The organism is Roseofilum sp. (assembly GCF_982964205.1).
Genome location: NZ_CEZBFX010000020.1, coordinates 22,712 through 47,794 on the forward strand (window position 1 = coordinate 22,712; position 25,083 = coordinate 47,794).

The 25,083-nt window shown below is 47.0% G+C and carries 17 protein-coding genes; 9 read left to right on the plus strand and 8 right to left on the minus strand.

Annotated features, from left to right (window positions below; genetic code table 11):
- Nucleotides 1–7 precede the first annotated feature (7 nt).
- From AC3A14_RS07855 to AC3A14_RS07865, 3 genes are all read left to right on the plus strand, one after another.
- Nucleotides 8–1,780: an N-acetylmuramoyl-L-alanine amidase gene (locus tag AC3A14_RS07855; protein ID WP_318731904.1), complete on the plus strand. Its 1,773-nt coding sequence runs from the start codon at nt 8–10 to the stop codon at nt 1,778–1,780.
- 122 nt (nt 1,781–1,902) lie between these two features.
- Complete coding sequence (locus AC3A14_RS07860; RefSeq protein ID WP_318731905.1) at nt 1,903–3,057, plus strand: UDP-sulfoquinovose synthase; 1,155 nt, start codon at nt 1,903–1,905, stop codon at nt 3,055–3,057.
- Nucleotides 3,058–3,274: 217 nt separating this feature from the next.
- Nucleotides 3,275–4,405, plus strand: coding sequence for a glycosyltransferase family 4 protein (locus AC3A14_RS07865; protein WP_318700681.1), 1,131 nt, complete (start codon nt 3,275–3,277; stop codon nt 4,403–4,405).
- 141 nt (nt 4,406–4,546) lie between these two features.
- Here the strand turns inward: AC3A14_RS07865 and AC3A14_RS07870 are convergent, their stop codons facing one another.
- Nucleotides 4,547–6,106: a tetratricopeptide repeat protein gene (locus tag AC3A14_RS07870; RefSeq protein ID WP_318731906.1), complete on the minus strand. Its 1,560-nt coding sequence runs from the start codon at nt 6,104–6,106 to the stop codon at nt 4,547–4,549.
- Between the two features lie 384 nt (nt 6,107–6,490).
- The gene (locus tag AC3A14_RS07875; RefSeq protein ID WP_318731907.1) at nt 6,491–6,829 is read right to left on the minus strand and encodes a tRNA-binding protein; all 339 of its coding nucleotides are present in this window, start codon (nt 6,827–6,829) and stop codon (nt 6,491–6,493) included.
- Between the two features lie 207 nt (nt 6,830–7,036).
- On the opposite strand from AC3A14_RS07875, the gene AC3A14_RS07880 reads away from it, so the two are divergent.
- Together AC3A14_RS07880 and AC3A14_RS07885 are read left to right on the plus strand one after the other, a co-directional pair.
- Complete coding sequence (locus AC3A14_RS07880; protein ID WP_318731908.1) at nt 7,037–8,185, plus strand: pyridoxal-phosphate-dependent aminotransferase family protein; 1,149 nt, start codon at nt 7,037–7,039, stop codon at nt 8,183–8,185.
- A 193-nt stretch (nt 8,186–8,378) separates the two neighbouring features.
- Entirely contained in the window at nt 8,379–9,224 is an 846-nt protein-coding gene (locus AC3A14_RS07885; protein WP_318731909.1) for a TrmH family RNA methyltransferase, read from the plus strand.
- A 279-nt stretch (nt 9,225–9,503) separates the two neighbouring features.
- Here the strand turns inward: AC3A14_RS07885 and AC3A14_RS07890 are convergent, their stop codons facing one another.
- On the minus strand, nt 9,504–11,204 hold the full coding sequence (locus tag AC3A14_RS07890) for a hypothetical protein (RefSeq protein WP_487778954.1): 1,701 nt from the start codon (nt 11,202–11,204) through the stop codon (nt 9,504–9,506).
- A gap of 118 nt (nt 11,205–11,322) precedes the next feature.
- Nucleotides 11,323–12,966: a hypothetical protein gene (locus tag AC3A14_RS07895; protein ID WP_487778955.1), complete on the minus strand. Its 1,644-nt coding sequence runs from the start codon at nt 12,964–12,966 to the stop codon at nt 11,323–11,325.
- Between the two features lie 196 nt (nt 12,967–13,162).
- Here AC3A14_RS07895 and AC3A14_RS07900 point away from each other — a divergent pair, with 196 nt between their 5' ends.
- Both AC3A14_RS07900 and AC3A14_RS07905 read left to right on the plus strand, forming a co-directional pair.
- Nucleotides 13,163–13,294, plus strand: coding sequence for a hypothetical protein (locus AC3A14_RS07900; protein WP_318731911.1), 132 nt, complete (start codon nt 13,163–13,165; stop codon nt 13,292–13,294).
- Between the two features lie 200 nt (nt 13,295–13,494).
- Nucleotides 13,495–15,858: a choice-of-anchor I family protein gene (locus AC3A14_RS07905; protein WP_318731912.1), complete on the plus strand. Its 2,364-nt coding sequence runs from the start codon at nt 13,495–13,497 to the stop codon at nt 15,856–15,858.
- 113 nt (nt 15,859–15,971) lie between these two features.
- On the opposite strand, the gene AC3A14_RS07910 is transcribed toward AC3A14_RS07905, so the two are convergent.
- Nucleotides 15,972–16,187: a HEAT repeat domain-containing protein gene (locus tag AC3A14_RS07910; RefSeq protein WP_318731926.1), complete on the minus strand. Its 216-nt coding sequence runs from the start codon at nt 16,185–16,187 to the stop codon at nt 15,972–15,974.
- Nucleotides 16,172–16,756: a thylakoid membrane photosystem I accumulation factor gene (locus tag AC3A14_RS07915; RefSeq protein WP_318720098.1), complete on the minus strand. Its 585-nt coding sequence runs from the start codon at nt 16,754–16,756 to the stop codon at nt 16,172–16,174. The genes AC3A14_RS07910 and AC3A14_RS07915 overlap by 16 nt, the downstream gene beginning before the upstream one ends.
- Before the next feature lie 168 nt (nt 16,757–16,924).
- Here AC3A14_RS07915 and AC3A14_RS07920 point away from each other — a divergent pair, with 168 nt between their 5' ends.
- A complete protein-coding gene (locus AC3A14_RS07920; RefSeq protein WP_318731913.1) occupies nt 16,925–17,311 on the plus strand; it encodes a hypothetical protein in 387 nt (128 codons plus the stop codon).
- A gap of 43 nt (nt 17,312–17,354) precedes the next feature.
- Here AC3A14_RS07920 and AC3A14_RS07925 read toward each other — a convergent pair whose 3' ends face one another.
- Both AC3A14_RS07925 and AC3A14_RS07930 read right to left on the minus strand, forming a co-directional pair.
- Nucleotides 17,355–19,118 carry a DUF3685 domain-containing protein gene (locus AC3A14_RS07925; RefSeq protein ID WP_318731914.1) on the minus strand — a complete coding sequence of 588 codons (1,764 nt, stop codon included), beginning with the start codon at nt 19,116–19,118 and terminating at the stop codon, nt 17,355–17,357.
- Nucleotides 19,119–19,192: 74 nt separating this feature from the next.
- Entirely contained in the window at nt 19,193–21,139 is a 1,947-nt protein-coding gene (locus AC3A14_RS07930) for a P-loop NTPase family protein (protein WP_318731915.1), read from the minus strand.
- Between the two features lie 533 nt (nt 21,140–21,672).
- Between AC3A14_RS07930 and AC3A14_RS07935 the strand changes: the two genes are divergently transcribed.
- Nucleotides 21,673–25,062 (plus strand): pentapeptide repeat-containing protein, encoded by a 3,390-nt coding sequence (locus AC3A14_RS07935; RefSeq protein WP_318731916.1) that lies wholly within the window; start codon nt 21,673–21,675, stop codon nt 25,060–25,062.
- The last annotated feature ends 21 nt before the right edge of the window (nt 25,063–25,083 follow it).

The window sequence follows — 25,083 nt, forward strand, 5'->3', positions numbered from 1 at the left end:
TAATCCTGTGAAATTTGCTTTATCTTCTATCCTCGTTCTGAGTGCCATAACGATCGCCGCTCCTCCGGTCACTAATGCTAGTATCTTTATTGCCTATCCTCGCGATCGCCATGAAACCACTGCCGATCGCATCTTCCTCATTGGTACAGCTCCAGTTGGAGGAGAAGTGAAGGTGAATGGTCAAGTCATTTCTCGTTCTCCTCAAGGGCATTTTGCCCCTAGTTTTCCCTTGGAAATGGGAGAGAATACCTTTACCCTGCGCCATGGAAATCAGGAAAAGCAGATCTCTGTGTTCCGAAAATCTGCCCTTCCCCCTGCTCCCGTGGGTTTGAATTTTGCCCAGGGATCGCTAACACCAGGAGTAAATATCGCTAAACCTCCTGGAGAACAAGTGTGTTTTTCGGCTGTTGCTCCCACCCCAGCCACCGTCACGGTTACCCTCGGACAACAAACCCGACCCTTAACCCCCCTCTCCACCCTGCCCCAACTGCCGCCCAATTCTGCGGTTCTCACCGGAGAAAACCAACCGACAACTGTTGCAAGTACCACCTATAAAGGCTGTGCGACGCTTCCCCTCACCTCAGAAGCACAAAATTTAGGTCAACCCCAATTTACCCTCACGCTTAACGGTCAAACCCTAACCCAAGCAGCTCCGGGAACCGTATCTATTCTTTCTCCTAAGCAATTTGAAATTGCGGAAGTGACTGCTGAAAATGGAGTTGCTCGTACAGGTCCAAGTACCAACTATTCCCGGTTAACCCCCCTTCCACAAGGAACCCGCGCCACAATTACGGCTGAAGAAGGGGAATGGCTCAGATTAGACTACGGTGCATGGATCAAACGAGAAGACACACGAGTCTTTTCTAGTGCAGCTCCTCCTGTTTCTCTCATTCGCAGCATTCAGGGTCGTCAAACCTCTGGATGGACGGAAATTGTATTTCCCCTGCAAGTCCCAGTTCCCGTTAGTATTCAGCAACGCCAAAATAGTTTAACCCTGAGTTTGCACAATACTACCGCTCAAACCGATACCATTTATCTCAATGATGGCCCCTTAATTGAGCGCCTCGATTGGGAGCAAGTTTCACCGACGCGCATTGACTATACATTTGCCCTCAAAACCGAGCAACAATGGGGCTACAAGCTTCGTTATGAGGGCACAACCTTAATTTTGTCCTTGCGTCATCCTCCCCAGCCTTCTCGCTCATCCTCTCAACCCTTGCAGGGCATGAGGATTTTACTCGATCCCGGCCATGGGAGCGAGAATGACTTGGGCGCAAGGGGGCCAAACGGATATCCAGAAAAAGATGTGAATTTAGTGGTCTCTAAGCTGCTGCGGGATGCTCTGCAAAAACGGGGAGCAACGGTGTTGATGACCCGCGAAGGGGATGACGATCTCTGGCCCCACGACCGGGTGGAGATCATTGAAGCGCAGGAGCCAGATCTAGCCTTGAGTATCCATTACAATGCTCTGCCCGATGCCGGAGATGCAGAGAATACGGCTGGAATAGGCACGTTTTGGTATCATCCCCAGAGCCATGGTTTAGCGGTGTTTTTACATCAATATTTGGTGGATGAACTCCAGCGGCCCTCTTATGGGGTGTTTTGGAACAATTTGGCTTTGACTCGTCCGGCGATCGCTCCTTCCGTTCTGTTAGAGTTGGGCTTTATGATTAACCCCCGAGAATTCGAGTGGATCGTCGATCCTCAGTCCCAACAAGAGTTAGCAGACACTCTCGCCGATGGTATTGTCGTTTGGGTTACTCAAACCGACAAGCCCTAGGGAGATCGGCAGACAGAGGGGAATATTCCGATAGCAATATTTCTTTAAGAAATGTGTCACAGGGGACACAAACCTGATACATTGACCGAGTATCGGTAAATGATTTTGAATTGAGTGACGTTATGAAAGTCCTGGTTATTGGTGGTGACGGCTATTGTGGGTGGGCTACCGCACTTTATCTGTCTGACCATGGTTATGAAGTAGGGATTCTGGATAATCTCGTGCGTCGTCATTGGGATCAACAGCTTTGTGTTGAGACCCTGACACCGATCGCACCGATTCAGCAACGGTTACGCAAATGGCATGAATTAACCGGCAAAACCATCGATCTGTTTATTGGCGATATCAACAATTATGATTTCCTGATTCGCTCTTTGCGTCAATTTCAACCGGAGGCGATTGTTCATTTTGGGGAACAGCGATCGGCTCCATTTTCGATGATTGACCGCGAACATGCGGTCATGACTCAAACGAATAATGTGGTTGGAAACTTGAATCTTTTATTTGCAATGAAAGAGGAGTTTCCTGAAACTCACTTGGTGAAATTGGGAACCATGGGTGAATATGGAACGCCCAACATCGATATTGAAGAAGGCTATATCGAGATTAACCATAATGGACGAAAAGATACTCTTCCCTATCCGAAGCAACCGGGAAGTTTCTATCATCTCTCGAAGGTTCATGATAGCCACAATATCCATTTTGCCTGCAAGATTTGGGGTTTGCGAGCCACAGACCTGAACCAAGGGGTGGTTTATGGAGTATATACGGAGCAAACCAAACGGGACGAGCTGCTGATCAACCGTCTCGATTATGATGGTGTATTCGGAACGGCACTCAACCGGTTCTGTATTCAAGCGGCGATCGGTCATCCCCTTACGGTTTATGGTAAAGGTGGACAAACGAGAGGCTTTTTAGATATCCGCGATACGGTTCGCTGTATTGAAATTGCGATAAATAATCCTGCCAATGCGGGTGAATTTAGAGTCTTTAACCAGTTCACTGAAATGTTTAGCATTAGTGATTTAGCAGTCATGGTTGCTAAAGCAGGTAAACACCTCGGATTATCGGTGGAAATTAACTACCTGGATAATCCCCGTGTAGAATTGGAAGAGCATTATTTTAATGCTAAAAACACCAAGCTTAAAGACTTGGGTTTAGAACCGCATAATTTAGAAGAGTCCCTGCTTGATTCTTTGATTAATGTGGCTCAAAAATACAAAGGTCGAGTGGATGAGAGTCAAATTCTTCCTAAAGTCTCTTGGCGGCGGAATTAATTTGTTCAGCCCCCCATTATTAGTCATATCATATCCGTCTAGTCAGTTAGGATAAGTCATTGCGAAGGTCGCGAAGGGGAATGAAGCAATCTTCCCAATTTTGGTAATCTTGGCGATTGCTTCCCTCCGATCGCAATGACAATGGTTTAAGAGGGCATGATATCACCCATTACCCGATTGATGGTTTTTCGATATTGTTCTAGAACTGTGCTTTTTTATGAGAATTGCTCTATTTACAGAAACGTTTTTACCCAAAATTGATGGTATTGTTACTCGTCTGACGCAAACGGTCGATCATCTGCAACGGTTGGGCGATCGCGTATTGATCGTTTGTCCGGAGGGAGGACTGACGGAATATAAGGGTGCTAAAATTTATGGGGTATCGGGAATGCCGTTGCCTTGGTATCCAGAGTTGAAGATGGCGTTTCCACGACCAGCAATTGGGGAGGCAATCGCCGATTTTAATCCCGATTTGATTCATGTGGCTAATCCTGCGATCCTGGGTTTAGCAGGACTTTATTACGGTAAGAAGTTTGATATTCCCTTGGTGGCTTCTTACCATACCCATCTGCCCCAATACTTGCAACACTACGGGTTAGGCATGTTAGAACCCCTGTTATGGGAGTTGCTTAAAGGGGCCCATAATCAAGCCGATCTCAACCTCTGTACCTCTAGTGTGATGGTACAGGAACTGGTTAACCACGAGATTGAACGAGTGGATTTATGGCAGCGAGGTGTCGATACGGAACTGTTCCATCCCAGTTTAGCTTCTAGAGAAATGCGCGATCGCCTTTCCCAAGGCCATCCGGATAGTCCCCTCCTCCTCTACGTCGGACGATTAGGTGCAGAAAAAGAAATCGATCGCATTAAACCTGTCCTTGAAAGTATCCCCGATGCGCGGTTAGCACTGGTGGGTGATGGCCCCAATCGAGCTGTTTTAGAAGAACATTTTGCTGATACTCCCACCCATTTCGTCGGTTATCTGCGCGGCCAAACTCTTGCTTCTGCCTTCGCTTCGGCTGATGCTTTTATCTTCCCCTCCAGCACCGAAACTCTCGGTCTGGTTCTCCTCGAAGCTATGGCTGCCGGTTGTCCTGTCGTCGCTGCGGGAACTGGCGGCATCACGGATATTGTTACCGATGGTGTAAACGGCTACCTCTTCGATCCAACCGATCCCCAAGGTGCGATTTCCGCTACCCAGAAATTACTCGATAATCAAGCCGAGCGCGATACTCTGCGCCAAAATGCCCGTCAGGAAGCTGAACGCTGGGGTTGGAGTGCTGCCATTCGTCAACTACACCGCTATTACCAAGCTGTAGTTAATACCCGGCAACCGCTGGCAGCTTAGAGTTGACTCAAAAAGGTGAGTAGGAGAGGGGTTTATATCTCTCTTCTATCATTTTCAGAGGTCGCAATCGCCGATCCAGCCAGAGTTCTAGAGTTCAGTCAAGGCTAGGGTTTTCCCAGAGTGACACAAGAGGGATAAGGTTTACTTTTTTATGGATTCCCGTACCCGTGCCACCTGTTTCGGGGCGTTAATTTTTTCCCAAAGTTCAATGGCTCGTTTAAAGTAATCTTGGCTCTGGGCAAGTTCTCCAGTTTCTTGATAGGTTAATCCCAGTTGATAGTAGGCTTCAGCGAGGTCACATTTTGCTCCCAGTTTCTCTAATATTTCGATGGATTGAGTGTGATACTTGCAAGCATCTTTATATTTTTTTTGTAGACGGCATAGTTCAGCTAATCGAGTCAAAACTTTACCTTTTACTTGAACATATTGTGTTTTCTCTGCATCCTCAAGTGACTGCTGGTATGCTATTTTTGACTGAGAATAATCCTGAAATATTTTATAGGTTTCTCCTAAGAAATAACTCTGTTGTACTATTGCCCAATCGCCTATATTATCCCAATATTGTTGATAATACTCTTTATGTTTATTAATCCATAACTGAGCCTGAGCAGTATTTCCTAAGTATGAATAAGTAGCCGCTAAAGCAAAAGAAGTCTCCACTAGGTAAAAGTATATATTATGTTGTCTTGCGTCTTCATAAACTGGATTCAGAATATCAAGTGCTTCTTCAATTTCTCCCAACTCTAAATAACATATGGCTTGACTAAATCTAGCGATACAATCTAGTTTAACATCCCTATTCTCTCCCTGAGACAATGCTTCTCTTGCTTGCTGATAAAATTTTATCGCTTCACGAATGTCCCCTAAAATCCAAACGCTTTCACTGAGGCTGACGTATAATATTGCTTTATTACATAAATTTTCAGTGTGTGGTAAAATCTTTCTAACGGCTGTGATGATTTGATGAGTATAGAGTCCTAATCTCCTGTTCAATTCACACAAAGTTTCTTGTTTATACCATTTTAATTGAAAAGGATATGGAGATATCCAATTGGCTTTCCTTGATTCCACAATAATCTCTACAGCACATTCATCATCAGGAATAGCAAAATAATGATGGAAGGCTTCAAAAGATTGTTTTAACTGATTAATATTGTCTACATACTCAAAAAGATTGCGCCAAAATTCTGCTGCTGTGCGGTTCGCTTGCTCCCAATCTTCGCTATCCTGCAACCGTTTAACTGCTTCTTGTCGAATTAAGGGATGTAACTTGTACTCTCGATTCACTCGCTCGACTAAACCCCGATCGCCTAAATCCCGAATTGCTTTTACTCCCTCATGCTCCACTATCCCCCACAATAAACACAATAACCCCTCTCTGGGAACCGTTGGCACATCTTGGAACCGAAAACATCCCATCCGATACAGCAGTTGGTAAGCTGTGGGACAAACTTCTTGCAGGCGGTTAAATTGTTCGATAATCAGATTTTCTATTGCCTGTTCTACGACTACTCCCTCTTGCGTGCGGTTAGATGTCCAGTAGTCGGCAATGCTGTGATCGTAATCGTCGGCAATGCGCGATCGCAACATCTTCATCGCCAATGCATTTCCCTGATACGCTTGGTGAATCTCCCCTAAAACCGACGTATTCGTATCTATAGCTTTCTGCTGAAAATACTCCTGCCAAGCTTCCAGACTCAAACGCTCTAACGGATACAGCGCTTCGCGCTGCTATGAGGTACATTGTCGATCGTAGATGTGAGTTGTCATTGCGACCGCAGGGAAGCAATCGCCAAGATTGGGTGATTTTGCGATTGCTTCATTCCACTTCGTTCCATTCGCAATAACTGATCTCAATGAGACTGTACTCCGTTACAGCGCAAAGCGCTGTATTTAATTGCCACTTCAATGCTTCCTTAACCAACCGAATAGATTCTCTGAATAGTCAAGTCTAATTTAGCCGCCAAATTAGGTACAGGAAGGCGACTGAGATAGGAGTAGATCGAACAACAGTGCTTCGATTTAAGCCTATTGTCGGAATCAGAAGCCAGGAAAAAATGTAAAGAACATTAAGCAAGCATAAATTTAGCTAATTTTGGTTCCATTCTCCACCTTAAAACCTGGTGTAATTAAAACTGTTCCTTGCTCTTCAGAAACCGCCGCCAGAACTAGCACTTCGGATTTGACTCCAGCTACTCGTTTGGGAGCAAAGTTCATCACACAAATGACTTGTTTATGGACGAGACTCTCTTTCGCGTAATTCTGCGTAATTTGGGCAGAACTGGTTTTGATGCCCAGAGTGCCAAAATCAATTTTGAGAATATAGGCTGGATTTTTAGCCTTTACATTATCTTCTGCTTGTAGAATGGTTCCTACTCGAAGATCCAGTTTGAGAAAATCAGAGAAATTAATTTCGGGAAACATAGTCAATTTAAGTATTTCTCTTCCACGTTGCCATCAATTGAGCCTTGAGAGGTAAGATGATTTTCTCTAAGTCCCTTATTAGCCGCCTGTTAAGCACACTTTTATAAAGAAAGGGGATGACGGGAGAGAACGCTTAACTATTTCCTCTAGTCCCCCATTCCCTGTAGGATGGTAAACTGCCCTTGAATTTTATAGGAGAACTTAGTTATGGATGATAGCTTAATGTTAATGATTCCCGGCCCTACTCCAGTGCCCGATCCGGTGCTATTGGCAATGGCGAAACCGACGATTGGTCATCGTAGTGGCGACTTTAGTTTGATTATGAAAGAGGTGACCGAAAATCTCAAGTGGTTGCACCAAACCCAGAATGATGTCCTCATTGTTGCCGGGAGTGGAACCTCGGCCATGGAAGCGGGTATTATTAACTTCTTGAGTGCGGGCGATCGCGTGTTAGTCGGTAGCAATGGTAAATTTGGCGATCGCTGGGCTCAAGTCGCTAAAGCCTATAACCTAGAAGTAGAGGTGATTAGCGCCGAATGGGGACAACCTCTCGATCCCGAACCCTTCCGGGAAAAACTCGAAGCAGATACCGAAAAGCAAATTAAAGCCGTAATTATCACCCATTCAGAAACTTCCACCGGAGTACTCAATGACTTAGAAACCATTAACCGCTACGTGAAAACCCATGGCGAAGCGCTGATTATGGTGGATGCAGTTACCAGTTTAGGCGCAATTAGCGTTCCCATTGATGAATGGGGGTTAGATGTGGTGGCATCCGGTTCCCAGAAAGGGTATATGATTCCTCCAGGGTTAGGATTTGTCTCCGTTAGTGCCAAAGCTTGGGAGGCTTATGAGAGCGCAACCTTACCCAAATTTTACTTAGATTTGGGCATGTATCGCAAAACAGCCGCTAAAAACAGCAATCCCTTTACCCCTCCTGTGAATCTATTTTATGGCTTGCAAGTGGCTCTACAGATGCTCAAAGATGAGGGTTTAGAGAATATTTTTAGCCGTCATGAACGGTCAAAAACCGCCATTCGGGAAGCCGTAAAAGCCTTGAATTTGCCCACGTTTGCCTCTGATGATGCGGCTAGTCCCGCAGTCACCGCAGTTGCACCCGATCGGGTAGATACCGAGCAAATTCGTTCCACGATGCGGAAACAGTTTAATATTGCCTTAGCTGGCGGACAAGACCATTTGAAAGGTAAAATTTTCCGTGTCGGTCATTTGGGATTTGTCGGCGATCGCGATATTCTCACCTGCATTTCTGCCCTCGAAGCCACCCTGCAAATTCTCGGCGATACCGGCTTTACTCCCGGTGCAGGAGTAACCGCAGCCGCGAAGGTTTTAAGTTAAAGTATTGCAGATTGTAGGGTGGGCAGGAGAAGTCTGCTATTGATTCAACTTCGCCAACTTTCTCCCCTACCCACCCTACCCACCTTGGTATAAGATATAATCAGTTAACTGTTCTCTAGATGGCATGAGCCTGTACCTTCGATGAACACTTTACACAGTAACCTTAAGTGCCTGGGAATCGCTGGCAAGGAGGATGGTCAATAACAATACGATTGACCATCCCTCCCCTAGTGTCACCCAGACCCTAGCAAAAATAAAACGACTACAAAGCGATCGCCAATATCGCGATACCCAAGGAACCTTCTTTATCGAAGGTGTGCGTAACTTTATCCGAGTGGCTGACACTCGCCTGAAAATAGAGACTATCCTTTACAGCGAAAAGCTTCTGATCGCCCCCTTAGCTCGTAAACTCGTACGCCAGTTGCGGCGCTCCGGAATTCCCACCGTGCGCCTCTCTCCAGAACAATTTCGCAGTATCTCGCAAACCGAGCGTGCTTCTGGCGTAGGGGCGATCGTTAAACAGCACTGGCTTCCCCTCAAGTCTACTACTCCCCATGTTGGACTCTGCTGGATCGTCCTCGATCTCATTCGATCTCCAGGTAACTTAGGCACACTCATTCGCACATTGGAGGCTGTTGGTGGTGCCGGGTTGATCCTCCTCAATCGCTCCGTCGATCCCTTTTCCCCAGAAACCGTGCGCGCAAGTATGGGGGCTTTGTTCCATCAGAAATTTATCCGTACCAATTATCGATGTTTGCAATCCTGGATACAACAGCATCAAGGTTGCATCATTGGTGCATCTCCCAATGGTGGGCAAAGTTTTCATCAATTTCACTATCCCCAAGCTACCTTATTATTCCTAGGAGAAGAACGGCAAGGACTCTCCGACCAACAGCGGGCCATATGCGACAATCTGGTTCGCATTCCCATGGTTGGTCAGGCTGACTCTTTAAATGTTGCTGTAGCCGGGAGTTTGTTAATGTATGAAGTCTTTCGGTCTCGAAACGCACAGGATCGGATTCAAGCTGACCCATTCTGATTCTGTACAATGTTGCACTTTTCGTTGTTGCCCTTTAGCGCTAAAGGGCAACAACGAAAAGAGTTTTCTAATACACTAAGTTTAGTGCCGTAGCGATAGTAGGGTATATCAGCGAAAACTAGGGAAGCACTTACTGAGAGTTGAAAACTGTACAGATGGCTTGATTCCACTTCATTCCATTCGCAATGACAGAGTCAACTGATTACTCGGACTTGAGATCAAAAAATCTTGCTCTCTTCCTATCCCCCCATCTCCCGTACTTTGAGAAAAGTCAAAGGGCTACCTCTGCAAGCGCTCCTCATACTGCTCATACACCGCCTTATCCAAGCGCTGGGCCTCTTCCCATAGCTTCTTCGCACCATCTGTATCGCCAGCTTGCGCCATGGCTAAACCCTGCTGTATGCGCAATTGAGCAATGTCCGTATCGCTCCAGACCAACCGCTCGCAAGTGCGGATGGCTTCTAAGGTAATCTCCCGTTCCTCTGGAGATGGCTCAAGGGAGGCATGAACCCATGAAGAATGGAGTCGCAATTTATCGCAACCTATCTCTAACCAATCTTGCCACGTTAGAACCCACTGCGGCAGGGGATTCTTCCAATCGCCAGAAATAGTCATCAAGCCATCAGGAGAAGTAATCCCAGGTCCATCGAGATCTCTTTTCACAATCGCTAAAGCATCTTCCGTAGCCAGATCCCACAGCCGAACTGTAGCATCTGTACCTCCAGAAACGACCTTGGAGCCATCGGGGGTCAGGGCAATGGTGAGGACGGAAACCCGATCGCCTTCCAGAACAGCTAAGGACTCTCTTGTAGCGATGTCCCACACCCGTATTGTAGAGTCCCAACTGCCAGAAATGATCTTGGAGCTATCAGGGGTAATCGCGATAAAGCCTGTCTGATTATCCGACACGATGAAGGACTCTCCTATTGCGATATCCCACATCCGCATTGTAGAGTCCCAACTGCCAGAAATGATCTTGGAGCCATTGGGGGTGATAGCGAGAGAAGTGACTCCCTTCTGATGACCCTCTAGGACAGCTAAGGACTCTCCTGTGGCAATGTCCCACACCCGTATTGTAGAGTCCCAACTGCCAGAAATGACCTTAGAGCCATCGGGGGTGATAGCGAGAGAAGTGACTCCCTTCTGATGACCCTCTAGGACAGCTAAGGACTCTCCTGTTGCGATGTCCCACACCCGTATTGTAGAGTCCTGACTGCCAGAAACAACCTTGGAGCTATCGGGGGTGATGACAATGGCATTGACAAAAGCCTGATGACCTTCCAGGACAGCTAAGGACTCTCCTTTGGCGATATCCCACACCCGCACTATAGAGTCCTCACTGACAGAAATGACCTTAGAGCCATCAGGGGTGATGGCAATGGCATCGACAAAAGCTTGATGACCTTCCAGGACAGCTAAGGACTCTCCTTTGGCAATATCCCACACCCGCACTGTATTGTCCCGACTGCCAGAAATGACCTTGGAGCCATCGGGGGTGATGGCAATGGCATCAACCCCCTCCTGATGACCCTCTAGGACAGCTAAGGACTCTCCTGTTGCGATGTCCCACACTCGCACCGTATCGTCCCAACTGCCAGAAATGACTTTGGAGCCATCGGGGGTGATGGCGAGGGAGGTGATTGTAGCCTGATGACCTAGAAACCGGTGGCGTTCAGGGTTAACTTGCACGGTTTCCGCTAAACTGGCTTTCACTTCGGGTAAGACCTGGCCAAGCTGGTGCTGAGTTCTTCCCGTTGCAGCAATGGCACGAGTTAGGGCGGCTACAGGTCGAGGTTTGGCTGCTACAAGGGCCTGGGCAAATAAGGCATCAGTTAAGGCATTAGTTCGCAGATCTGCCTTCACTTGCTTTCGCCAGGCCAGCACCCCAAACCCCCCGGCAGCGGCTACCAAAAAGGCTGCCACTGCCCCTTTGACTACTCGTCGGCGTTGCTTTTTTTGCTGCTCAGTATTCTGACTCATAACTAAAGATATCTCCTAAAACACTTCAAGGCTTTGATCGGGTTTTTGCACTACCATCAGCTAGGACAATGAAGTGCCATTTTGAGGCCATCACGGCTCCGAGTTTTGCGGTTAATTGTTAATTGATTAAGCGCTCCTCATACTGCTCATACACGGCCTTATCCAAGCGCCGAGCCTGTTGCCACAGTTTCTTCGCACCATCTGTATCGCCAGCTTGCGCCATGGCTAAACCCTGCTGTATGCGCAATTGAGCAATGTCCGTATCGCTCCAGACCAACCGCTCGCAAGTGCGGATGGCTTCTAAGGTAATCTCCCGTTCCTCTGGAGATGGCTCAAGGGAGGCACGAACCCATGAAGAATGGAGTCGCAATCGATCGCATCCTATCTCTAACCAATCTTGCCACGTTACTGCCTCCACCTTGGAGCCATCGAGGGTGAGGTGTCTTTCCAGAATCGCTAAAGAATCTTCCGTAGTTAGGTCCCACACCCGCACTGTCGGGTCTCCACCGGCAGAAATAATTTTTGAGCCATCGGGGGTGAGGGCAATGGAGCGGACAGTGTTATGTCCTTTCAGCACAGCTAAGGACTCTCGTGTCGCTAAATCCCACACCTGCATCGTAGAGTCGAAACTACCAGAAATGACCTGGGAGCCATTGGGGGTAAGGGCAATAGAGGTGACTAAATCCTCATGACCCTCCAGGACAGCTAAGGACTCTCCTGTTGCGATGTCCCAAACCCGCAGGGTATGATCGTCACTGCCAGAAATAATCTTCGAGCCATCGGGCGTGACGGCAATAGAGCTGACCTCATTGCTATGACCCTCCAGAACAGCTAAGGACTCTCCTGTTGCGATATCCCACACCCGGACTGTATTGTCCCGACTACCAGAAATGATTTTGGAGCCATCGGGGGTAAGGGCAATGGAGTAAACTACATCCTGATGACCCTCCAGAACAGCTAGGGACTCTCCGGTAGCTACATCCCATACCCGCACTGTAGAGTCTCCACCGCCAGAAATAATTTTTGAACCATCGGGGGTGAGGGCGATGGAAGTAGCCCAAAGCTGATGACCCTCCAGAACAGCTAGAGACTCTCCTGTTGCGATATCCCACACCCGCACCGTATTATCCCGACTGCCAGAAACAACCTTGGAGCCATCGGGGGTGAGGGCCATAGAGATAACCACACCCTGATGACCCTCCAGAACAGCTAGGGACTCTCCTGTAGCTAGATCCCACACCCGGACTGTATTGTCCCAACCGCCAGAAATAATCTTGGAGCCATCGGGAGTAAGGACGATGGAGCTGACAAAAGCCTGATGACCTTCCAGAACAGCTAAAGACTCTCCCGTAGCTAGATCCCACACCCGCACCGTATTGTCTTGACTGCCAGAAATCACCTTGGAGCCATCGGGGGTAAGGGCGATGGAGGTGATTATACTTTGATGACCTAGAAACTGGTGGCGTTCACGGCTGACTTGCACTGTTTCCGCTAAACTGGCTTTCACTTCGGGCAAGACCTGGCCAAGTTTGTCTTCGCTTATCCCTGTTGCAGCAATGGCAAGAGTTAGGGCGGCTACAGGTTTGGTTTCTAGAAGGGTCTGGGCAAATAACGCATCCGTTTGCAGCTCTGCTTCCACTTGCTCTCGCCAGGCTGGTACCCCAAACCCCCCGACGGCGGTTACCAAAAAGGCTCCTACAGCCACGGCCCCTTTTACCACCAGTCGGCGCTGCTTCTTTTGCTGTTCGATACTCTGAGGCATAAATAAATAGATATCTCCTAAAACCCTTAAAGCCTTTGATCGGATTTTTTCACTACCATCAGCATTGTAATTGAACCCAGTTTTACTTGCTACCCATGCTACCTACATTTTAAGAAACTGTTTTGACTGCTTTACTGTTGGAAGTTCTCGACAGAATTATCCAATTTTTCCCGATGTCTCTCTGATTTTGAAGGGGATGATCGAGCTGGAAAGTCCTTCAGAAGATGATAATTTAGAGGATGATAATACTGTTAGTAATTTACCGAAGATTGCTACGCGATCGCTGAAATTAGCGACGAAAACGATTTCTAAATCCCAGCGTTTATAAAGTTGATTACTTCTGCATCTCGAAGCGCTGTACTGCTTCGAGATGCACAAGGGTTATGGGTAATCGGAGTTTAATTCCATATCCAATGTATAGTTTTAATCTAAGCTTAGTTTTAATTTAACCGTAAAATATGGAATTGTTAATTTTTGGAGGTAACAAAATTTAGTAGGATGCGGGCAGGTTTGTGCGAGGAATAAAGCATGGCAATTGAATTAACGGTGATTGGAAGATACTCATCAGGGGTTATCGACGAAAGCGCTGCGGAGATTGTTGCCCACGATCCGGGAACCCAACGCCTGTTTGTGGTCAATGCTGAGAAAGCCGCCATTGATGTTCTGAATATTAACGATCCGACTAACCCAACTCTAACGTCAACGATCAATGTCAACACGATAGGTGCAGGAGCCAATAGCGTTGCGGTGGCGAATGGGGTGGTAGCTGTTGCCGTGGAAAATGCGGATGCAGTAACCCCAGGGGCGGTTGCTTTTTTTGACCCTAATGGCAATTTTCTCAATTCAGTCACCGTTGGTGTATTGCCAGATATGGTTACTTTCACTCCAGATGGGCAGAAAGTGCTAGTTGCTAATGAAGGGGAGCCGGGGAATACAGATCCAGAAGGTTCTATCAGTATTATCGATCTCTCCAGCGAGGTGGCTAATGCGACGGTAGCAACCGCAGATTTTACGTCTTTCAATGGCCAGGAAGATGACCTGCGAGCCGAAGGGGTGCGTATCTTCCCGAATAAAACAGTTGCTGAAGATGTGGAGCCGGAGTATATTGCGGTTTCGCCAGATGGAAGTACGGCTTTTGTGACGCTCCAGGAAAATAATGCGATCGCACAAGTTAATATCAGCACGGCTACCGTCCAAGACATTATACCCTTGGGTTTGAAAGACCACAGTCTTTCGGGCAATCGTTTAGATGCGAGCGATCGCGATGATGCAATTAATCTGCAAAATTGGCCGGTGTTCGGGATGTTTATGCCGGATTCGATCGCTGCTTTTGAAGCCAATGGCCAAACCTATTATGTGATAGCCAATGAAGGAGATGCTCGCGATGAAGATGAAAGGATTAAAGACTTAACCTTAGATCCCACAGCATTTCCTAATGCTGCAGAACTCCAGGAAGATGAACAGATCGGACGCTTACAAGTTTCCAATATTGATGGGGATACCGATGGTGATGGAGACTACGATCGCTTGTTTGCCTACGGAGCGCGATCATTCTCCATTTTGAACCAATCTGGCACTAGGGTTTATGACAGTGGCGATGACTTCGGGCGCATTACCTCCGAGCAGGTTCCCGCCCTTTTTAACTCTGGAACTGAGCTAGAGAATGGTAATATCGAGACGAGTTTTGACGGTCGCAGCGATAATAAAGGTGCAGAACCAGAGGCGATCGCCACAGGCGTAGTTGATGGTATCTCTTATGCTTTTATTGGCTTAGAGCGCATCGGCGGCATTATGGTCTACGACGTAAGTAACCCCACTGCGCCGAGTTTTGTTCAATACATTAATCCCAACGGCATAGATATCGCTCCCGAAGGATTGGCGTTTATCCCTGCTGCGGATAGCCCGAATGGTAATCCTTTACTGGCAGTAGGGAATGAATTCAGCGGCACGACAACGCTTTATGAAATTGCCCCAACTCCAGCGCCAGCACCACCTCCAAGTCCGAGTCCGAGTCCGGTTGTCGATCCAACTGCCCCACCCAGCGCCACACCAACCCCTTCAGTCAATATTGTGGTGGAAGTGGCTGGAGCATTTCAAGCGACTGTTGGTAATGACATCTTCTCCGGTACAGCCTCTAGTAATATCATCTTTGGTTTAGAGGGCAACGACCAAATTAATGCTGGCGCGGGTGATGATAATACCAATGGTAATCTTGGCGATGATACGGTCAATGGCGGTACGGGTAACGATACCTGTAATGGCGGTCAAGGCAACGACCAAGTGAACTGTGGTGATGGAAACGACCGAGGAAGTGGCGATCGCGGCAATGATATCGTCAATGGAGATGCTGGTCAAGACCAACTCACTGGCGGTGAAGCTGATGATACCCTGGATGGCGGTGCGGATAATGATGGCATCTTTGGCGGTCAAGGCAATGACCTGATCAATGGTGGCGCTGGCGATGATGTTATCAGTGGTGACTTCGGTACCGATACTCTCATCGGTGGTGCGGGTAATGATGTGTTTGTCCTCCGTACCAGCACCGCAGCAGCAACAGTCGCCGCCGCAGATGTAATTCTAGACTATCGTCCTGGCGATACCATTGGTCTAACTGGTGGCATTACTCCCAATGATCTCACGTTGACTGTGGAAAATGGCAATACGATTATCCAAGTCACCAATAATGGCGTAACCTCCGTCTTAGGTGTGGTAAATGGGGTATCTCCAGCCCAGTTGACCTTTAGCACTGCCAATATTCAGGTCAACATTACCGGTAATGTTTCGGTCACCAGTAGCGTCTTTGTCGGTGGTAGCCTTTCCGGTCAAGGGTTGGCCGTTGGTGCAACGGCATTTGCCAGCGTTGACTTTACGAACTCGTTGACCTTGGTCTAGCGCTCTGTTGTCCTGGAATGGGTGAATAGGGGAAACAGGGAACAGCAAAGCGGGTTTGGCATAATTCTAAGTTTAGTTAAATAGTGGTCATTGCAACTTCCCATTCCCTATTCTTAACCTTCTGCCACTAAATCCCACAGCACATCAATGCCTCCACCCACATATTCTGAATCTTGATGCTCGGAGATCCATTGCACAAGGCGTGGAATTAGATCGCGAGATTGTTTCCCAAACTCGCCCAAGGCAGAGGCAGCCGAGCGACGCACATCAGAATCCTCATCCTGAAGCCGCTCCAAGAGGAGATTAATTACAATTAATTCGGTGCTAATTCCGTATTCAGCTCATTCACCGCTTTGGGAACGCGAGGTTGGGTATTCTCTCTAGGGGGAAAATCAAATAAGTCCCGCAGAGCATCATCAACCTGTTCAAAGGCGATATTACCCGTTTCTTCAAAAACCCGGTTACCTTGGCGATCGAAGAGGATAGTTTGGGGCACTTTGCCCTTATAGTAGTAGGCTGGTTGAGTGGGGTCTGTACTCGCATCAAAGATAATTTGATCCACACTTAAAGGCACAAAATCAACAATTCGCCCATAATAAGCTTGAAGCTGAGAGACAACCGACGCATACTGCTTGCAATCTCGGCTATCATCAAGATAGAAGATTAATAAGGTCGCTCGATCTTGTTTTAGGGAATCTGCAAAGGCAACTCTAGGGGGAACCAGGGAACCATTGCCACCATAAAGGGCAAAAATGTTACCATCAAAAGTGTCTGCATTCATGCCAGCGATCGCCTGTGGTGTGCCCAAACCCAAGAGCCAAGTTACACAGAGTACCATCAGCAACAAACATCCACTCACAAACGTCTGTTTCCATCGATCGATTAAATTCAATAGCATTTTATTACGGATTCCCAAAACACTCAATGGATAAAGAACTATAGGATCAAACAAAGGCTACCATACTTTCGGTCTATTCTCCGAGAAAGTTAAGTCCCGTTCCCTAAGTTCTCTTAATTCCTGTTTCCATTGTTTATCATTTTCTTTTTTCCTATTCTTATGTTAACCATGACTCGCGATCATATTCAGAAGCTGGGAGCCTCTTTAAGACCCATTCGCCAGAATTTGTTAAAATTTGACGAACATCAGGGGATGCTACGCTTTTGGTATCAGGGAGAAGAGCCTTATTTTGATGTCTTTTTTGATATTCAAGATCAAGAACTGATTTGGTTTCAGTTGACCTTCAGAGGAAAATGCTTAACTTGGCATCAAAATCAAGGTCTAGAAACTGGGTTTACAGAAGAAGTGAATGTAGCCCCCGAACGTTATCCTGCAAGTAAACTGATCAAACCGGAAGCCCATCTAGATCGTGAATTTGTTGATTTAGTTCACGACATTTTGCTCACTCGATCGACAGAATATCCCTTTGATTTAGCCCTGCAAATATTTGAGTAATGGGTAATAGTTTGTCTCCATATTTCCATGTCTTCCCATTCCCCTACTTCGGCCGATCGCCATTGCCACTCAACCGACTGTCTGACCAAGAATTACCAATTCCTTGCAGCACTCCCCGCGCAACTAAACCGATACCTCTACCAATAATATGGGTTAAGATATAGATTAAAACTTGACCGACTGAGCCAACTAACGCTTGCAGTCGGGGGGCGATCGCGTCGCGACCTTCGAGGATTAGGGTTACCCCTAAAGACCACCCGTTTAACTGGTCTAATTCCTCCCGTCTGGGGGCATAAATGGAGACTTTTTGAATCCCTCGTGCCTCTAAAACCAATAAGGAATACTGACTTTCAAAAATTGCTTTCGGTTCGCCAAACCACTGTTGTTGACGGGATTTCCAGGATAAATCATTCCGAAATCGTTCAATCTTGCGGCTGGTGATTAGCTCCTGATCGTAAAAGATCTGCTTGACTGCTACGACATCTGCAAAATGATTTAAAAGAGGATTAACCACACTATTGCCGAGCTGAACAATCAGATTTTGGGTTAACATTTCCGCTCGCTTTTGTGCTTCTGGTGTACCTGCCGCATACAAGCGATTGTCAATCATTAAAGGGATTTCATAGACCAAATAATTCAGCAAGTCTACAAATAACGGAATTTTTTCTAAATACTCTGCTTGAATTCGGTCAATATCTTGTAATAAAATCGGGACAATTTCCACTTCTGCCCCTTTGACCATAATTCGTGAATATTTGCCAAAAAACTGAGTCACAACCGCTGACCATAAATCACGCAGGAAATCTAGTTTTTTGGAGAGCAATCGATCGCCTTGAATCTGGGAAAACTTTAAATCTTCGAGCAGAACTTCCCATTCTTCTAAAATGACTTGCAAGAGTTCTTGCCGTTTTTGCGGTTTTAAGATGTCTAGCTCTAGGGGCGTATGCGTTAAATTATTGAGCTGGAATTGCAGATGAGTTGCCGTCGTTTCTAAGACTTGCTGACGGGGGGAAATAGGGATTAAGGATTCACTCCATTCTGGATCTAAGCTGGAGGACTGAGCAGGAACGAGGGATTGATTTGGATAGATTCCAGAATTGGGGCGATCGCCATTATTGTCTGTCGTTTCCTGAAATTCTACCGCTTCTAAGCGGGGCGCTAACAACCAATGAATACACCATCGAGCAGTGAATAGTTCCCGCAGTCGTCCGCGAATCACAACCCGCTCTAATACCGATAAACCCGGTTGATTGAGTTGTGCTTTTAACTTTGCTTCTACGTCTGAGATTGTTCTGATGCCCCAGAGATACCACCGATGTTTTACCCGAGTCCACCAGGACGGGCGATCGCCCTTCGACAAGGATGGATCGACACTCACCTGATAGGATTCTCCCATCGCCACCTGTTTGAGCATCGCTACCAACTGGCTCCGATCTGCCGTTTTGGGACAATAGCCATCAACACCCACCGCTCGTGTCCTTTGCCAACTGACTGTCCCTGGATCGGTGAACAAAACTAGCCGATAGTGGGGATAACTGGTTTTCAGCGTTTGACAAAACCGCAGGAGAGCATTCTGAGTTAGGGAGGCTTCTAGAGCAGTATCGATCGCAATAATCCCCACGCCAGGGCGATCTCTCATCGATAACCGTTGGGCTTGCAGATAGGTTAAGGCTTCATTCGGCGTTTCTACTTCAGCCATCACCGTAATCTCAGGATACGATTTCAAGGCCACCTGAAGTCCCAGCCGAAAGATCCGACTGGGAACGATTAATAACAGGGAAATGGAAGAAGGTTGAGAATTGCTCATGGGATATTTGATTTAAGAGACAAAGGAGAGGTTGACCAGCTCAGGGGAAAACCAACACTTTGCTCAACCCCTCCTTAAAACTGTGGCTCAGGACTATAATCCAAAGGTTCAGGAGCCGATTCATAAACGGGTTCTGGTTCTTGATAGACTGGCTCTTGATAGACTGGCTCTTGGTAAACCGGTTGTTGATAAACCGGCTCTTGATAGACCGGTTCTTGGTAAACCGGTTGTTGATAAACCGGCTCTTGATAAACCGGCTCTTGATAGACCGGTTGTTGATAAACCGGCTCTTCGTAAACCGGAGCTGGAGGAGTATAGAGAGAATCGAGTGTCGCTTGCCAGCGGGCGATCGCATCTTGAGCCTCATAATACAGCGGTCTACCCCAACCGATACGGGACGCTGCGCCAATGGCTTCACTGTAGCGACCTAAAGACGCTAAATATTCAGCATCCCTGAGATCCGCATCATCCTGAGCCGTTTGAATTTCTACCTCCCACTCATAAATAATATCTTGGGCTTGACCATATAACGCACGATCTGAGGTGATTTTTTCCGCCATCTCAATGGCTTCCCACAAATCTCCTGCCTTAGCCAACGATTTCGCCCGATCCAGAATCGGCCGATCCTCAATAATTTCAATCCGCTTATTCCATTCAGCAATTAAGGTTTGAGCCTCAATGCGTAGGGGATGACCTCGCTCAATCTCAGCCGCTAAGGTTCTGGCTTGTGCAAAATCTTCCAAGGTTTCTCCTGCTGCCACCTGCCGAGCCATGGCTAAAACGGGTCGAGCTTCTAAGCGCTCCACTTCCTTGCGCCAATGGGCTACTTTAGTCTGGGCTTGAATGCGCCGAGGGCGGTCAACGGAGACCATTTGAGCAAAATTTTCTGCTTGTTTCAGGGCAACGGGTTGGCCAAGACTGGCAATTAGAGTAGCAAATTGAATTTGCACTTCATCTTGGACTTGCTCTTGCCACTGGTCAATTTTGCCTTGAGCTTCTTCATAGAGGGGGCGATCGGGTTTAATTTGAGCGGCTTGAGTTTGAGCTGCTAAAAATGCCCCTAAATTATCCTCTTGAACCGTATCGATCGCTTCTCCTAAGAGAATAAAATCTTGAGCTTCCGCATAGCGAGGGGAATAACTGGGAATACGTTCGGCAATGGCGATCGCCCCTTCGAGATCGTCCTCCTCTAAGCGCTCTTCTGCCTTTTCCAGGAGCGCGCGACTCCAAGTTGCAATTTCCTTAAGCGCCGTTTGGCGAGCCAAGCTATCAGCCGGAATCTTCTTCACTCGCTCCATGGCTTCCACCAAGTCCTCAACCGTACCATAGCTGGCCCAAGCGCGAGCATCCTTAAGCTGTTTCTGGTATTGTTTTTCTGTAGCAATTAACTGAGTCACTTCCACAAATCGTTCTTGACTCCAGAAGGGATCTTTGAGTTTGCCCAACCGAGACAACTGCTGATAAGCCAGAGTCCAATTTTGATTTTCTATGGCCTCAAGTGCTTTCTGATAAATTTCCTGACCGGTATCCCAGTCGGCTTGCCATAACTCAATTTTTGTTTGAGCCTCAGCATATAGGGGGCTACTCTCCGGGACTTTACTGGCCATCTCGATCGCTTTTTCCAGATTACCCGCCTGTATTTCCCGACGGGCAAACTCTAAAATTGCGTTAGACCAATTGCTCATCAAACGCTGACTTTCAGCATAGAGAGAATGGTTAGAATCCCATTGATCCACAAAAGCGATCGCCGATTCTAGATCCTCTAGTGTGCCAGATAGAGCTTGTTGTTCGACACAATAGAGCTGCTCGCCATCAGCCGCTAATGGTGACAATTCTTTACAATCTGGAGTGGGTGGCACACGAGTTAACAGCCAAGTGGCAACAAACCCAGCCGTGCCAAACATGAGGATAATCATTAGCCATAATAGGGATAGCCCCATGGCATTAAGGGTTGTATTTTGGGTTGAGGGACTCGATGGAGTCTCTTGGGGGGGGTTAATGGCGGTTGAAACTTCTTTCATAGACCTTGGGAGAAACGGGATAACGAATGTACTTAATAAAGAAGACGCAGATGTAATTTAAGTCATTAAACTGGGTTTCAATCGTTTAGAAAAGAGGCCAATCCGCATTCACAGGGGGAAATCCGGATCGAGTCCAGGGCGATCGCCAAATATTAGGTATAGACTAACCAGAGTAGCCTAGGATATCTGGTCTTGTTCTAGAGTTTAACCGTTGTTTAGTGTAATGGGTTTTGGTCTTTAAAATCCTTGAAAGAGCCTATGCCACACTCACTCTTGTGTCCTCTAACCTTAGTTCTGTATAGTTTAAGTCATAAGATAACGGTTAAGGCGAACACCCCGATCGACCTTAGCTTCCGTTGGTAATTGTTCTCAAGTTCCCCTATTCGGAAGTCAATCCCTCAATTCAGGAGCCTCCCCCGATGTCATCGGGATCTTTCGATTGTTAACGTGGGGGAGGTAACCAGAATAAACGCCTTGTTTCTTGTCCTTTCTAAAACTAGCCGTCAGACTATTCGCGATCCACAACCTGTAGAATGAACTTCAAGATTTATGATTGGCTTCAAGCATCCCATCTTAGCCTTGGCTCGATTCAGCCAAGCCTATCGCTCTTTAAATCTACCTCTACACCCGATCGAGTTGATAATGCGCCCATTACAATTAACCTTCATCAGTTAAGCCAAGCTGATTTAGCCGGTGTGGCGTTTCGACTGGTGCAAGCCCTACATGAGCAGCAGTTAACCAGTTTCCACACCAATATTCTGGCGGAATTTCTGGCAAGACCTCTTTCCATTGGGCGATCGCATCTTCACCCCTTAAGCCAACTGACGGGTGCCATGATCCACATCGAAAGCCAGTATAAACCAATGCCTCGCAATCATAGCACCTGGTTAGCCCTGGAAATTGCCTATCTTGATGGTTTAGAAAACCTATTGATTCAAGAAGAAACCCTGTGTAAACCTTGGTTAAATCGCAGTTTGATCGCTCAATTCCCCCCTTCTTCATCCACGGAAACTGAGCAAACCCCTTGGGTTTCCCAACTCGAAATTATTCACCGTAAACGGCTCACCGATGTAGAAACCGAAAAAATTCTCTCTGATTTAGATCGTGCCCCCATTATTGGTCACATTCATCAAGTCATTCAAGCTTGGTTAGTAGCTAATGGTGCTGAGGATCGGGAGAGCCAATTATTAGTGCAACGGATCCATCAAGGCTTATTCGGACAATTACTCAAAACCGTTGCCCAATATCATATTTATTTACCTCAACTGCAAAAATTTGTCCGTATTGGCGATTCTAGTCAGGGATTTTATGGAGCTGGAGTAGGAGATTATGAACTTTTAGAAGTGGCTTCTCCAGGGGCAAGAGCAATCATTGATTTGCCCCGGGAATTCTATCGTGCCGATCTACAAATCAATCTGGCTTTCCCCTGTTTTGAAGAATCATTTTCTTGGTCTCAATTATATGTCATTCCCAAAGGATTGCCCACCAATCTTCCAGAATCTGAAAACAGTATTTCCTTACTCAATTGGGCGAATCAACAGCTTACCGATACCTATAGTTTATCCCTGATTGAGGGCCCCTCTGGTTTAGGGAAAACTCGCTTTTGTCAATGGTGGGCGGCGGAAATTGCTAAAAACACCTATCCTGAATGGATGCCGATTGTCATTTCCCTCGGTTCAGTTCACTTGGGCAACTCCCTAGAAGAAACTTTGGATTCTGCATTTAAGAAAGCAGAATTCACCCGTAATGATGGTTGGTTAAAACCAGGATTTCCCCCTTGCGTCCTCATTTTGGATAGTTTGGATTCTATGCCCTACAGGTGTGTGGGAGATGACCCTTATCAGAAATTACTCGAACAAATTGCTCAATTTCAACACAAACACCGCGATCCGAGGGGTTGGCCTCGGCATAAAATTGTTTTAACAAGTCGGTCTGATTTTCGTTCCCGTTTGGCTTTAGAGCAAAAAATTCAAAGGATGGGAACTCAGAAACTAGAAGCGGATGTGGCGTTCCTCGATGGGGTATTAAAAACTCGATTCCCCTTGAAGATCTCCCGATTTCAGATCGAGCCGATGGATTTAGAATCTGTGCAAGAATGGTTTAAGAATTGGTCAAAGTTGCAAAGTCGTGAAATTGCTAAATCCTATTTTGATTTTCTCAAACAAGCTGGATTATTCAGTAATAAAACCGCAGCTAAAGAATTAGCCGCTATGGTGCGCCAACCCTTAATGTTGTATCTATTGGGTATTTTGCACCGGGATGGTTTTTTCGAGAAAGATTTAATTGATATTCCGTTTCCAGGGATAAAACTGGAAATCTACGATCGCATGATGACCTGGTTGCTGGGCGAAATTACCTCCGGACGATTGCGGGGGAGACAGACCCAAAAATTGATTCGCATCGGTTTAGGCCATGCGGGACGATCGCAAGAAACCATATCTCGTTTTCTCAAAGGTCGCTCTCCCTTCAACCTGCGTATCCTGTGCCAAAATGCTGCTCTAATTTTACTCCAAAGTGGACAACAGACCCTCAACAGCACTCACCTGAAAGCTAAACTGAACCTTGCCGAATCTGAACCCTTAGATTTACCCTCCTTTTTATTTCAGGAGACCCCAAAACCCCACCGGCAAACCATTGAATATCAATTCACCCATCGTAGTTTCGGTGAATACTTGGCCATTGAGGCGATCGCCAAACAGCTCCAACCTCTCCTCGATCCCAGTCAAGAGCTTGACCTGCACGCCATTGCCCAAATCCTCTATCCTCTGCTCGGATTTGGCCTGCTCCCTTACAACAGTGAAGACCTACTCCTAGAGCGACTGCAACGAGAGCAAAACAATTATCCCCAGTCTTTCAATTTAAGTACTCTGTGCGATCGGCTGGATCGGTTCTGGGCCAGCTACTGCCAAGCCCAATGGATTAACACCTCCATCCCCAAACAAGCTCACGATCGCTTCCACTCCCTCGGAAACCCCATCAATATCCTGCAAGTGGATGCTATCCTCGGCATCAATCTCCTTCTTCTGATTGCTGTCTTTGCTCGTGCCACTTCTACTTCCTTCTACCCCTGTGGTATCCCCGATCGCCTTACCCTCAGTGAACCGTCCACAGTCATCGATCTCAACCGGCAAATAGGGGCCACAACCCTGGGCCGTTGGCTCCCTTACAACCCCAATCAACTCCTCACTTTAGCTGGCCGAGCATCGATCTTGTCCCCCCTCACCTTTTGGCAACGTCTGGGACGAGACTTCCATCACCTTCAGCTTCCTGGGGTCAACTTACAACACGCCATCTTACCCAAAAGTCACCTGCAAAACACCAATCTCCAGGGTGCAAACCTCCAAGGAGCCAACCTGAGTGGAGCCCAACTCCAAGAAGCCAACTTATCTGGTGCGGACTTATCCGGTGCTGACCTATCCAACGCCAACCTATCAAGGGCTAATCTGAGCATGGCTAACCTGACTGGAGCCAAATTACAAGGCACAGTTTTAGAAGAGACTAACTTTAGCAACGCTTGTCTCTACCAGGCACTCATCGATCCCCAACATCATAATTTCATTCAATCCCAAGGAGTCTTTTGGACTTGGGAACAATATTGTGCCTACGAAGAAGCCAGTTGGACAGAAAACGAACACAACCCCAATCTGCCCCAAGTGGCCTCTGATTCAGATTTCTTACCCCCGATTGAAATTGCTGAGGACGAAACCGTAGCTTTTGAATCGGGATCGTATTTCAATCAGTCAGACCAATCAACGATTGAAGATATAGACGCTCCGGAAGGGATCGAACATCTGCTCACGGCTGCCTATATGCCCGATCAAATTCCGGATGGCGATGGAGATCAATATGATGATGGCACTGAAACGGTTTTATCTACCCCACCTCCTGCTGAAGATATTGACGGTGACAGCATCCGTTATTAACCCCCTAGTGAAGCAGAGTAG